Raw genomic sequence first — 14,138 nt, forward strand, 5'->3', positions numbered from 1 at the left:
TAAAACAAAGTTAACTAAAATGATATTGCTTATTTTTTTGTTATCCGCCTTTTCCGATTTAAAAATATGAAAGATAAGCCGTTCATTACTTATGAGAAACATACTTCCTGATTATATCTTCATCAACTAAAAAGGGTTCTGTTATATGATAGTTCTCCGGATAAATCCTATTAAACTCACGAGCAGTGGTAATTGCATGCTCGTTGCGTGCCCAGGCACGGCGAGCCACGCCACCCATCACATCCCAAATCATTGCGGAACGGAGGATCTCGTCAACCCGCGTGCTACCATCGCACACCATGCCGAAGCCGCCGTTGATAGCTTTACCGATGCCCACTCCGCCGCCGTTATGTAGAGCCACCAAGCTCATGCCGCGCGCCGCATTACCTGCGAAGCACTGCACCGCCATGTCGGCCATCACGTTGCTGCCATCCTTTATGTTGGCTGTCTCACGGAAAGGCGAGTCTGTACCGCTCACGTCATGGTGATCGCGACCCAGCATCACAGGTCCTATTTCGCCGTTACGTACCATTTCATTGAATCTCAGTGCTATCTTCTGCCGTCCCTCGGCATCCTGATAAAGTATGCGAGCCTGGGTACCAACCACCAGCTTATGTTTCTCTGCATCGCGTATCCATAACCAGTTGTCACGATCCTGTCCACGCCGGCCGGGGTCGATGCACTCCATTGCTACCATGTCGGTTTTAACCAGATCCTCGTGCTTCCCGCTAAGGCATACCCATCGGAATGGGCCATAGCCATAATCGAACAGCTCTGGTCCCATTATATCCTCCACATATGATGGCCAGATAAAGCCATCTTTCTCATCAACCCCGTTTCTTGATATCTCCTTAACGCCTGCATCGTAGATCGCCTTCATAAAAGAGTTACCATAATCAAAAAAGTATGTTCCACGGGCAACTAACTTACTTATAACATTAAAGTGGCGGCGAAGCGAATCATCAACCAGTTTTCTGAATTTGTCTCTATCCTCGTGCAGCAGGCTGGTACGCTCTTCAAAGGTTATGCCGGCAGGACAGTAACCTCCTGTGTATGGTTCATGGCAAGAAGTCTGATCGCTAAGCAACTCTATATCGATTATCTCTCTCTCCGCATATTCCAGCAGATCAACAATATTTCCATAGTAAGCAATCGACAGTGGTTCCTTCCGTCTTATTGCTCCATTCGCCCAGTCAAATGCCTGTTGTTTCTCAGCTGTTACTCGCTGCACCCACCCCTGTTGCCGTCGTGTTTCTATACGCGACCCATCCACCTCGGCAATAATGGAAACGGCTCCGGCTATATCGGCCGCTTTGGGTTGTGCTCCGCTCATACCTCCCAAACCAGACGATACGAACAGATGCCCTCTGAGATCACTATCCGGAGTTATTCCCAGTTTCAACCTCCCCGCGTTAAGCAATGTGTTGAACGTACCATGTACAATGCCCTGGGGACCAATATACATCCATCCGCCGGCAGTCATCTGTCCGTAGTTTGCCACCCCCATCTGAGCAGCGATATCCCAGTCGGCCTGGTTATCAAACAGCCCTATCATCAACGAGTTGGTAATTATTACCCTCGGCGCATCGGGTCTCGATTTAAATAATCCCAGCGGATGGCCGCTCTCCACCACCAGAGTCTGCTCCTGTGTCATCACCTCCAGATATTTTTTTATCAGCCTATACTGCATCCAGTTCTGGCATACTTGGCCTGTTTCGCCGTAGGTGACCAGTTCATAGGGATATAGCGCGATATCGAAAGAGAGGTTATTGTCAATCATTACCTGAAACGCTTTTCCTTCCAGGCATCTACCTTCATACTCATCAACAGGTTTTGCTTTCAGGTCACCTTCGGGACGATAGCGGTATCCATAAATCCTGCCACGTGTTTTCAGTTCATCAAGAAACTCAGGAGCCATCTGTTCATGCAGTCCAGAGGGAATATAACGCAAGGCGTTTCTCAATGAAATTTCCGTTTGCGATGGCGAGAGTGAAAAACCACGGTCGGGTGCACGACGAATCCCCTCCCTGAACTCAGGATAATTCGGTAATTTACTATCTAAGGCAATTCTCATAACTTTAATTTTTTCATGGCGATATTCACGTCACGATATCTAACAAAAATAGTGATTTTTTTACAAAAAATGTAATATGCAGGCCGTTTTTTATAAAACAAAATTTATCTGCATTTATATAACAATACTTCGGTAATTTTTTTAAAATAGCTCTCATAATTTGCTGAATATCAATCGAGAGTGCCTTGTGGCAACTTCGATGAGGACGGAAGCCAAAACTGTTGTCGCTAAACTGACCCTCATAGATAGGGCTCAGTATCTGGCTGATGGCCTGTTGGATGACCCGGTCTACTACCGTTGGGATACCCAGTAGAAGTCTCTAGCCGTTATCCTTCGGTATCTCTACACGACGGACGGGATTCGGGCGGTATCTCCCCGACTTCAAGGATTCCACGAGTATTTCTTTGTGCCTTTTCAGATGGTCTCCCAACTGCTCGGTTGACAATCCATCTACTCAACCACTGCCATTATTACGCTTGACTTGCTTGTAGGCTTTGTTAAGGTTATCGGGCGAGAGGATGAACTCCAATGGGTCTCCTTGTTCAAATTGCACTTCCTTGAGTTTGTTTTCTGTTATCTCCATAAAGGTCTGCCCCCCCTCATAGCCTTAGCATTCCGTGCTATTCTTTTGAAGCCGGCTATCGCTCGTTGTCGATATTTTCTGCATTCGCTCCTTCATAAAGTAATATTCATTGACTACTCAATTGAATTTGGTTCAGTCCTTCCCTAAGTCGAATAAATTGGGTCTTAGATACTATGACCTCGGCTGACTTCTCATGGCAAGCTTTACTCCGTGTTTCTAAAAAGACTTATCAGCACGTCAATGAGACCTCCACAGTTAGGGACATCCTCTTTCCATCTTATGCCAGCTGGATTTACTTAGGGTGTTTCAGTATAGCTATTGGACTTTGATTTGTACTGTAATCTTATCCATATCCTTCAGTCTTATATCAAGTTCCTGTTCGTCAGACCAGATGTTTACCGCCGGCTTCCTTCAGATTCCGTCTCGCGGCAGACACCCTTTCCTTGGGCTATACACTTCCCGCTATCGGGCGTGTTACGGATTTACACCGATTATAGAATGTTAGTGTTGGGCGAACACGAAAGAATGTCGGACTGATTAATCATTGGTCCGACATTGCTCTATGAAGACAATTTCACGCCGGTTTACCTCCATCCAAAAACCACTGGAAAGAGGAACGTCACCAAAAGCGTCCATGCGGCATATAACGGCAGGTACTTAGCGATGGTATGTTCAACAATCTTCATCCTCTTTCCTTTTCTTACGACCATGAAAAGATCGACCGCAATCAGCACAAGATGTACAAATATCAGAAGATTGGAGCCGAGCACTGCAGTCCGGTTGGGTGTAAATCCAAACTCTCCCACTCGGTAGAGGATGGCAGAAAGCGCCACCAGATCAACCGCCAGTGCCAGGAGAGATAACACAAAGAGTATCCATTCATTAAAACGTTGTTTTTCACGGGTCGATGTGCCTGCAACTGAAAAAACAACAATTGCCATGACTCCCAGAAGCATCAGATTAAATACAAGTAGAAAATCTCTATCGTTGTAGGGATCTTTTCCTGTCACGATAATAAATATCAAATAGACTAACAGCGTGACCAACACCAGTGGACTGAAAATTTGGGCAATAATCGGTGCAAGTTTATCGGTGATTGCCGGGAAGTTCCTGATAATATAAGTGGCTACAATGGGTGATGCAACCAATCCAATGATTGCGATATTTTCCATATAGAAGTTTTCGATATGCACGCCGATCGCAGAAAACAAACCAATGGTCACCGCAGTGAGAGCCCCTCCCCCAATCAGAATCAGGAGAGTCAGGATAATCAGGTCTCCGTTGTATTTGAGGTAATCTATTCTTTTCGACCGCTCTTTCAGATCAAAATCGATAAAGATCACGCCATAGAGGCACCATAAGAACAGAGGCAGATGTATGTAAGTCAAGATAATTGAATCGCTTCCCTCACCTGCCGGGAGCAGGTTGACGTACAAAGCCGCTAACACATATACCCACAGCGTTATAATTAAATTTCCTGGGTTGAGACGGCTGTTTGTGAGAAAAATATAGGTCGATAATCCCAGAAAAACAATGATTCCGGTATTCTTCATGTAGAAGGCGTATTTCTCCGGATCAAAACTGGCCAGTTGAGGAATCTTGATCAAAAGGCCTGCCATCACACAGGAGATGATCAGAAAAAGGAGATCGCGCTTCAGTACCTTTCGGCCGGGGTCAGCCTGATGATCGAACTCCAGCCTGGCTTTCCAATAATCGGCCATTGGAAGGGCGGCAATATCGGGATAAAGGGCAAAGAATGATTGCTCAAAACGCTTTTTATCGGACCGGTAGAGTTTTTCCAGTTCACCGGGATAATTCAGATTTTCTCTTATTGCTGTTTCCATACCGTAAAATATAATGTTTTTAATTTGCTGACTGTTTGTTAAGACTCTGACCGTTGACAGTTTTCTATCTTTTCTCCTGAAGCAGCTTCTCTATCGCGCCGATATGCTTCCTGAATGCCTTTTTTCCTTTGGTCGTGGCAGCGTAGGAAGTGTTTGGTTTACGCTCCAGGAATGATTTGCTGAAGGAGACATATTCGCTTTTTTCCAGTGACTTGAGATGACTCGCCAGATTACCGTCGGTGACTCCAAGCAGATCCTTCAGTGTATTAAAGTCCAGCTGATCATTCACCATCAGTGCCGACATGATACACAACCGGGTTCTGTTTTCGAATGCCTTGTCCAGATCTTTTAGAAACTCCTTCACCGCTTATCCTTTCCGCTGAATCAGCACACCGTAAATCATCTGTATCACGCCAAAGCCCAACATCCACAGGTAAAGGCTCTGTCCGATAAAGAGGAACGCCGTAAGACCCAGTACAATCTCTGCAATTCCCAGATACCGGATATGACTAAACGTGTAATGGCTGCCATTTACCAGTGCCAGACCGTAAAAGATCAATGTCAATCCGGGAAGAAAACCCACATATCCTTTGAATAGAAGTATCAGACAAAGAATACCACCGGTTGTCAAAGGAATCAGCAAATTTATCAGGAGTCGCTTTGCCTGATTATCCCATACACGCTGGTTTTCCTTTCTGCTCTTTCTACCAGTAAACCAGACGGCACTGACAATCGATAACAACAACGTGCCTAACGCAATCAGCAGCAAACTGGCTGGATTTTTCAGGTCGGGCCACACCGCTCCATATATCAGGTAATCGTGATGCCTGAAAACCATTTGATGGGCCAGCAAGGCTCCAGCCAGGGCGATCAATCCTGTCGATACACCCGAAAGGCCACTGAGGGAGATGAACCGGGCACTACGATTCATGATCTTTCGAATCTCACTCAGATCGTTTGCATATTTTTCTTTTTCCATTTGAAAGTACTTTGTTCTGCAAAGTAACATCAAAAAAAAAATAACTTGCAACTCTTTGTCCAAAAATATTCAATCTCTTCGGGGTTTATAGTGATTTGATATGGGGTTGTGGATAAGGAAGTGCCTAAATTCAATATAGAAGTGCAACAAACTCGACATTCCTATTCTTCTATATTCAATTGTTTTTTTCAAATCCCCTTTCAAAAACACTCAAGGGGTTTTGAAAAAAACAATCAAGAGTCAAACAGCAACATAAATAAAACAAAAAGGAGACCGAAGTCTCCCTAAAATTAACTATTATGTTGCTTATGAAAAAATACAAACAGTTAACTTCAGAACAAAGATACGCTATTTATTTAGGCTTACAAAACGGAGTGAGCAAAGCTAAAATTGCAGAGTCGATACAGGTTGATCCCTCTACTGTTTACAGGGAAATAAACCGCAATATAAACAAAAGAGGAGGCTATTCATGGCGTTTGGCACAAGAGATGGCAGATGAGCGCGAAGAGCGTTTACCGGGCAACAGATCAATACCTGAGTGGATAAAACAGAAGATAATTCGTTTGATTCGCAAAGAGTGGTCGCCCAAGCAAATCAGTGGATATCTTATGAAATTTGAGCAAATATCCATCTCACACGAAACCATTTATAAATGGATAAGAGAAGATAAAAAAGCAGGAGGAGACCTTTGCAAACACTGCCGCCACAAACTCAAATACCGTAAAAGACCCGTAGGGTCAGCCAAAAATATTCCTAACCGAAAAAGCATCAGGGAAAGACCCCAAGAAGCAGACGGAAGTAGATTTGGAGATTATGAAATGGATACGATAATAGGAGACTCACAAAAAGATGTAATGCTGACAATAACAGAAAGAAAAACCAACTTTATAATGATGAAAAAACTGCCTATGGAAAAAGACTCGAAAAAAGTTTCCAAGGAAGTAATTGCCATGCTGCTGCCCTATAAAGACAAGTTGAAAACAATAACAACCGATAACGGATCCGAATTTGCAGCTCACCAGGAAATAACAAAAAAATTAAAAGTGCCGGCCTATTTTACAGACCCATATTCATCGTGGCAAAAGGGAGCGGTGGAAAATGCCAATAAACTAATCCGGCAATACATACCAAAAGGGGCTGCATTCAGCAACTATTCAGCTAAGGAAATCAAAGATATACAGCATAAATTAAACAGAAGACCAAGAGAAAAATTAGACTTCAATTCTCCAAAAGTTGAGTTTTATAAAAAATTTGATTAATATTGCACTTGCTGATTGACTCTATAGTGTGTTAATTACGAAAAGAGGTACTTCTAATCACGCAAATTATCCAATTTTTGTAAATAAATAAAAGTGTATTGTTTACTGTGAAATATCCCCTGCTGGCCATATTGATCTTTTTTCTTCCTAGCTCCTTATTTAGCTTAGAAAATAAATCCGATTCATTACTTAAGGAGTTGGATAAGATCATATTGAAACGTTCTGACTTTTTGGAGATGAAAGAAGCCGGAATTTTAGCTCTTAAACAAAAAAAGCTACAACTCAGAGAACCGGCAGATATCGTTGATATTAACTGGGAGATCATCAATCAGTACAATAGTTTCATTTGCGACTCTGCTGAATTTTATATCAAAGAGAATCTGAATATTGGCAAACAATTAGATAAAGAAGAGATTATTACCGAATCCCTACTACAGCTTTCATATGTCTATTCACTCTCGGGCCTTTTTTTTCAAGCAGCGGAAATTTTCGAGTCAATGGAGTATGAACATCTTCCCAATCATTACAAAGCATGGTATTGTTGGAATTATATCCGGTACTTTGAGAATCTGATTGTCTATATCGATGATTCGAGATATTCTTATCCCTATGAGGTAAAGAAGGAAAAATGGAGAGACAGGGTGATGAATCTCCTAAGTGACCAATCGGAAGAGTATAGAAAAGAACTTACCCATAAGTTACAATTGTCCGGTCAGTTTCCTGCAGCAGAGGAAATATTGTATTCAATTTTCTGGCACCAGCAACCCCACACACACCAATATGCCATGGCGGCCATGAATCTGGCAAAACATTACGCAAAGACCAATGAAACAGAAAAAGAAACCTACTATTTAATTATAGCGGCTATTTCAGACATAGAGCTGGCTGTGAAAGAGAATGAAGCGCTATTGTCTCTTGCTGTAAAACTATACCATAAAGGAGATGTGGACAGAGCATATAATTACATCAGGGTGGCCCTGGATGATGCCCTTTTCTACAATGCACGGTTTAAGAATTCGGTCATAGCACGCATACAACCCATTATTGAGGATACTTATTTACAGAAGATACATTCTCAACAAAAGAATTTAACACTATATTCAATCGCTACAAGCCTTTTTGTGATTTTTCTCATTATCACCTTATCCTATCTGTATATTCAGATTAAAGCAGTTTCGAGAGCAAAAAAAGAGCTCAGGGTGATGAACGATGACCTTATTCAACTGAATAGAAAGTTGGATGAAGCTAATATCGTGAAAGAACACTACATTGGATACTTTATGAATCAATGTTCCGTATATATCAACAAGCTTCACAAATATCGAAAAAATGTAAATCTGAACATCAAGACTGGTCAAATGGGAAATTTACACAAGTTCTCCGCTGATGAAATGGAGTATGATATCAACGAACTGCACACGAATTTCGACAAAACCTTTTTGTCGCTCTATCCTAATTTTGTAACAGAATTCAACTCTTTACTCAGATCCAATGAACAGTATAATCTCGATCGGGATGAATTAAACAATGAACTTCGCATATTTGCCCTCATAAAGTTGGGGATTATTGACGTAAAACAGATTGCCGAATTTCTGCACTATTCCGTACAGACGGTATACAATTATAAAAGTAAAGTAAAGGCAAAAGCATTGGTAGAAAGCGATCTATTCGAAGAAGAGGTAATTAAAATCGGAATCATCAAGTAAGTAGTACACATTCGTGATAATCCTACAACTTATGCTTCCGATTTTAATTTGTCTTTCTAAAGCTTGGTGAAGACCTGATATCAACAAGCATTGTTATTTATAACCCAGCGATAACACTTTTTTTTCCTTTTGATTATACTGTTTATGAAGAAGGGTAATTCCGTTTTTACAAAGTTCGGTATCGGCTTCAATGGTTATCAGTTTCATTTCACCCGGCATCAAGGTGATGTAATTCTCATTCATGATTACAGGCAAAATTCGCTCCCCGGTTATGCTATCCACCAATCTCAGCCGGTTACCGAAAGCAACAGTAGGGGAATTGTTTTTCACTTGTAGATAGATCATCTCCGTATCCTCACTCTTATTGTAGCGATGCTCCGCAACACGGACAGATAAATTTGCTTCTGGCAGCTCATCGAGATCCCTATAGTCCAATTCATTGACTCCATTTCTCCAATAGAAATTCTCAGATATCAGCCTGCCTGCTGCATCATTCAACTCAAGACGCACAAAATGCAAAGGAGTCAGGTCATCCAACTGTTTGTTTTCTCCATACACCTCGAACTCATAGATGGAATATCCAAATTCTGTTCCGCGTTTCAGTCCATTCATCCGTATATAACGTGCTTTAACCGGCTTGAAGATAATTTCATCGGTATTGCCACTGCCGTCTCTTATCTCTGCGACTGTTTTCCATTTCTCAGCATCATTTGAAACCTGAATTTCATATTGTTTAGCGTAAGCATCTTCCCATTTCAGTTCCACTTTCTGCACTTTCTTCATTTCTCCGAGATCTACCTGAATCCATTCAAAATCGCTATAATCACTCTCCCAGCGGCTTCCTGCGCACCCGTCGGCCGCAAGCCCAGCTGAACCGATGGTCGTTTCAGAAGACGCCTTAATTTTTTTTCCTCGCGCAAGGTTGGATGGATTGAAGTTCAATGTAAAAGCCTCTTGGAAATTGGCAGAAGGGACATTCAAAACCACTGAATCTCCATAAAGTGGCATCTCTTCACCTTGTAGGGTAAAGATGCGGGCTGTGGCAGTAACATTCTCTAAATTAGCTGAAGATGAATTGATTACTTTCACGCTATTGCTGGAAGCGTTCCATTGTATATGAAACGGTTCGCACGCTTTTTTGGCACCCCAGTAAGCTCCCGAAGCGTCATGGTAATAATCATAAGTCTGCCATACAAAGGATGGGTATGCCGACTGGCTCATCCAAATCAGTATCCCGGTGGCATCATTCCACATTTTATCATTCCAGGCTTCATACATTCCTTTCATCACCTCGATATTCAGGAACTGCGCTTTTTCACAAAAGGCTTCCAGGTTGTCCGATTCACCAAACTGCTCATTCACTGCTTTCTTGTAGTTGATAGGGTTGGCATTGGAAGCCGATTTTCCAAAAAAATGACAGTCCCATACATTCTCCTCATCCTCTTCCAGTTGCTTGTCGGTTGGCAATGGCCAGAGCTGGTCTTCCGGGATAAACCGCCTTACACTCTCGTAGACGGGAAATGTAGCTGTGCCTATCTCGGATCGCAAACCATAGCCCCGATCCGAACCGTATGGATAGGGGGGATTGTTCCAGGCCAGATTGCTTCCTGAATTTTCGAAATGGCGCTTGGGAGGCTGATTACCCCACCATCCGCTACCCGACAGGCCATCCTGGTTGGAAGAAGACTTATACATCCTGTCGTTATGATCTTCCGAACCTATAATTCCTCTGAGGTAATTATCCAGTTCCGGTGCTGGATGTGTTTCATTGGCACCACACCACAGGGCAATGGAGGGGTGATTTCTAAGACGCTTCACTTTGTCCAGAGCGTTCAGCTTAAAATGTTCCGCATTCTCTACTTCGTTATAGGCTACATAGAGCCAGAAGTCGTCCCAGACCATGATCCCATACTTATCACAATATTCATAAAACTGGTCATCGGTTACACAGCCCGTCCACAAACGGATCATGTTATAGTTCATATCCTTGTGCATCCGGATCTTCTGTTCATACTCTTTGACATTTGTTCGGAGCAAATATTCACTCATACCCCAATTACCTCCTTTCAGAAAGAGCTTCTGTCCGTTGATGTAAAAAGTCATTACAGGCCATCCGGCGGCATTCTGTTCAAATCGATAATCATATTTCCGAATGCCAAAAGTAATCTTACGCGTATCGGTCACCACGCCCTCCACTTTGCAGGTAACATGACAGTTGTATAGATTAGGCTCTCCATAACCATTCGGCCACCATAGGGCAGGATTCTTCACAATCAGCTCTTCAAATTGCTTTCGATTAAGATACACCATTCCTGCTTCTCCAGCTTGCAGACCAATATTTTTAGAAACCGAAATGTTACCAGGCTGAACCGTGATGGTTACGGTCACATCTTTCTTCATATTCGAACAGTTCTTCAAAGCGGTCTGAAAAGAAAGATCGGCTATCTCGTTGGACTCGAGTTCCGACCTGATCCAGGGATCCTCCATCACGACATCCCCTGTTACTTCAAGGTATACATTCCCGGTAATGCCATGCAATCTTCCAGGTACATAGGGCATCCAATCCCATCCCGCAGCGGACAGATAGGTGGGGCTGGCGGTTATACCGAATCCATCCTTTGCGTCACGGGTCTTTTTCTGATTGGCGTCATAGATTAAAACTGCGATTGCGTTTTTTCCTGTTTTGCTGATCAAATCTGTTACATCAAACTTTGAACGGAGCATGTGCCCGCTCACATCTTTAATGGACAACTCTGTACCGGAAATTTTCACACCGTTAAAATAAAAATCTGCATACCGGTTAATATTATCAAAATGAAGCCAGACACGCTCTCCTTCTTTAGGGTACGGCGGCAGGGCAAACTCGGTTCTGTACCAGAATGGACGGTTGTAAAAAGTTTCATCTACTCGATAGATGTTGTCTCCATAATTTGGGTCCTTTTCCAGTCCGGCTTCCACATAGGCAGTAAAAACAACTCCCGGTACTACCCCTTTCACCTCATTTTTAGCAACGTATCCGGCCTCAGAAATTTCGTATCCGGATACTTCAACTTCTGCCTGCGGCATTAATTTCCAAGTGATGTCGGGATTGGAACTGTTTAAGGAAACTCTCTTGTTCTGTGCAGGGGAATAAGTAAACAAGCACAACAGTGACATCATCACCATGCCAAATTTCAATCTATTCATATCAAATTAAGTAAAAAAAATGTTTCTTCAGGGCTCATGAACACTGAAGCATAAAACCTACATTATTGTGGACTGGAGAAGGTGGCGGAATCAGCGAGCTATTTATCCGTTGAGACTGAATAGGGACGATCCTCCATGCGTGTTCCCCTTTCCTTGTTGGGGGTGTTGCTCATCACCAATTTCAACTTTCCGCCATTCACAATATCAGCATACGCAATCCAGTTTTTAGTGTATGCGACCCCGTTCAATTCAGCATAGGTGATGTATACGTTATCGGGACTGTTGTTTTCGGCTTCGATAACAAACTGTTTGCCGTCTTCCAGGGTAAGAGTCACCTTCTTGAACATGGGACTGCCCAGTACATACTGATCGCTTCCGGGACAAACACTGTATATCCCCATGGCACTCAATACATACCAGGAAGAGAGTCCACCCTGATCTTCATCACCTGGATAACCCTGAGGAGAAGAATTGTACAACTGCGACATCACTTTACGCACCTGCGCCTGTGATTTCCATGGTTCTCCCGAAAAATTATACAGATAAGGTACATGTTGGCAAGGTTGGTTTCCATGTGCGTACTGCCCCATATTGGCTGCAAGCATCTCCTTAATCTCGTGGATGACCTCAAAATAAGCACCTTTGTCGTATTCATTTGTGCCATGAAAAAATGAATCAAGACGTGCATTGAACGAATCTTCTCCACCCATGAGACTAATCAACCCCTCTATATCATGGAACACAGACCATGAGTATTGAGCGGAATTTCCTTCGGTAAAGGGATTGCCCCACCTGTAAGGGTTGAAATCTTCAAAAGCCCAACCGCCATCCAGTTTTCTGCCACGCATATACTTTGTTTCAGGATCCCACATGTTTTGATAATGATAAATCAACTCACCGAATATTTCTTCATATTTCTTGTTTCCTGTCATCTTCGCCAGGTGATACGCACACCAGTCGTCATACGCATATTCCAACGTTTTGGCAGCACTTTCTCCGGTTATTTCATAGGGGATATACCCTCTTTCAAAATAGTATTCATGGCCTTCGCGTCCACTGGATCCCTTCCAAAAGCTCACATGGGTAATCTCATGATGGTACTGTTCCAATACTTTCGCAGGATCGAAGTTACGGATCCCTTTTGCCCAAGCATCCGTCAGCAGGGAAATGGCATGATTGCCGATCATGATACCCGACATCCCGGGACAAGACCAGGCAGGAAAGAATCCACATTGTTCTTTCGCGTCCACCAACGACTGCATATAACGCCCTAGCATGGAGGGATGCAGGATATTGGTCAATGGGAACTGAGAACGGAAGGTATCCCAGAAACCATTATCGGTGTACATATATCCGTCATGGACGTTAAAATCGTAGGGACTTCTGTAATAAGCTTCACCCTCTTCATCGATTTCATAAAAGGTGTGGGAAAATAAATTGGAGCGAAACAGACAGGAGTAGAAAGTTGCTTTATCCTCTTCACTATCACCTTCCACTTTTACCCTGTTCAGCAGATCATTCCACAGTTTTCCAGCAGCTCTGCTCACCTCCTCCAGTTTGTCGAAATTACCCAATTCCTGTCTTAGCGTCAGCTCAGCCTGTTCCGGACTGATATAGGACATCGCTATCTTCACCTGGACGGTAGCACCATCGGCAAATGCAAGATACGCTCCTTTACCCTCTCCTTCATCTGAAAGTTTGTGGGGATCGATCTGGTTTGTGCGATTATCCCAGGTACCGTGCGACAGAAATGGCTGATCAAAAGTAATTACAAAATAGCCTTTCATCTCCTGTGGAAAAAGAAAACCACTGTTTACCCATCCAACTATTTTATTTTCTTCCGGAATGATGGTCACACCGCTTCTGCCGATATAACCATCCAGCACGAGGAAGGTTTTTTCCTTTTCCGGGAAAGTGAAACGCATCATGCCACCGCGCTTAACCGGTGAAATCTCCACTTTTACGCTGTTGTCCAGTTGCACGACATAATAGTGAGGTTGGGCTGTTTCATGGTCATGTGAAAAGCCTGTGGCTCGTTCATCCTCATGCACAGTGAGCTTGCCTGTTTGCGGCATCAAGGAAATCGTAGCATAGTCCCTCACCCATGGGCTGCATTGATGCGTCAACTGAAATCCCCTGATGGTGGTCGCTTCATACTGGTATTTCCATCCATCGCCGTTTTTGCCGGTTTGCGGAGAAAAGGCATGCATGGGATATGGCACGGCCACAGTGGGATAGGTATTTCCATAACTATAATCCGGTCGTGAATCCGTCCCCTGCAAGGTATTCACATATCGAACCAGATTTTCCTGTCCCGTTTTACACGAAAGGGTGAATATTCCTACAATCAGAACAATCATTACAATCTTTCTCATAATTTTTAAGCTTGATTCGTTTGTACACTCAAATAACTTATTGGATGAATCCTATTCATCAAAAGGCTTCCATAAAACCTTTTCAGAGCGCTTCCATGATTGCATTTATTTGAACAGGGAGATGCAAGAGCA

General features: G+C 43.2%; 9 protein-coding genes. 2 read left to right on the top strand and 7 right to left on the bottom strand.

Annotated features, from left to right (window positions below; translation table 11 throughout):
- Window positions 1-85 precede the first annotated feature (85 nt).
- The 5 genes from B3Z75_RS13850 to B3Z75_RS13870 all read right to left on the bottom strand — a co-directional run bounded on the left by B3Z75_RS13850 (window position 86) and on the right by B3Z75_RS13870 (window position 5,480).
- A complete protein-coding gene (locus B3Z75_RS13850) occupies window positions 86-2,074 on the bottom strand; it encodes a urocanate hydratase (RefSeq protein WP_238866896.1) in 1,989 nt (662 codons plus the stop codon).
- A 25-nt stretch (window positions 2,075-2,099) separates the two neighbouring features.
- Window positions 2,100-2,384, bottom strand: a complete 285-nt coding sequence (locus B3Z75_RS13855; protein ID WP_294073002.1) for a reverse transcriptase domain-containing protein — start codon at window positions 2,382-2,384, stop codon at window positions 2,100-2,102.
- Between the two features lie 857 nt (window positions 2,385-3,241).
- The gene (locus tag B3Z75_RS13860) at window positions 3,242-4,501 is read right to left on the bottom strand and encodes a hypothetical protein (protein WP_286856179.1); all 1,260 of its coding nucleotides are present in this window, start codon (window positions 4,499-4,501) and stop codon (window positions 3,242-3,244) included.
- Window positions 4,502-4,565: 64 nt separating this feature from the next.
- Window positions 4,566-4,865, bottom strand: a complete 300-nt coding sequence (locus B3Z75_RS13865) for a winged helix-turn-helix domain-containing protein (RefSeq protein WP_238866900.1) — start codon at window positions 4,863-4,865, stop codon at window positions 4,566-4,568.
- Window positions 4,866-4,868: 3 nt separating this feature from the next.
- Window positions 4,869-5,480 (bottom strand): hypothetical protein, encoded by a 612-nt coding sequence (locus B3Z75_RS13870; RefSeq protein ID WP_238866902.1) that lies wholly within the window; start codon window positions 5,478-5,480, stop codon window positions 4,869-4,871.
- Window positions 5,481-5,788: 308 nt separating this feature from the next.
- Between B3Z75_RS13870 and B3Z75_RS13875 the strand changes: the two genes are divergently transcribed.
- The gene (locus B3Z75_RS13875) at window positions 5,789-6,739 is read left to right on the top strand and encodes an IS30 family transposase (RefSeq protein WP_238866903.1); all 951 of its coding nucleotides are present in this window, start codon (window positions 5,789-5,791) and stop codon (window positions 6,737-6,739) included.
- Between the two features lie 107 nt (window positions 6,740-6,846).
- Window positions 6,847-8,445, top strand: a complete 1,599-nt coding sequence (locus B3Z75_RS13880) for a DUF6377 domain-containing protein (protein WP_238866905.1) — start codon at window positions 6,847-6,849, stop codon at window positions 8,443-8,445.
- Window positions 8,446-8,538: 93 nt separating this feature from the next.
- Here B3Z75_RS13880 and B3Z75_RS13885 read toward each other — a convergent pair whose 3' ends face one another.
- Window positions 8,539-11,631, bottom strand: coding sequence for a discoidin domain-containing protein (locus B3Z75_RS13885; protein WP_238866906.1), 3,093 nt, complete (start codon window positions 11,629-11,631; stop codon window positions 8,539-8,541).
- A gap of 98 nt (window positions 11,632-11,729) precedes the next feature.
- Complete coding sequence (locus B3Z75_RS13890) at window positions 11,730-14,006, bottom strand: GH92 family glycosyl hydrolase (protein WP_238866907.1); 2,277 nt, start codon at window positions 14,004-14,006, stop codon at window positions 11,730-11,732.
- Between the last annotated feature and the right edge of the window lie 132 nt (window positions 14,007-14,138).

This window comes from Proteiniphilum sp. UBA1028, assembly GCF_002316955.1.
In the GTDB taxonomy this organism is placed as follows: domain Bacteria; phylum Bacteroidota; class Bacteroidia; order Bacteroidales; family Dysgonomonadaceae; genus Proteiniphilum.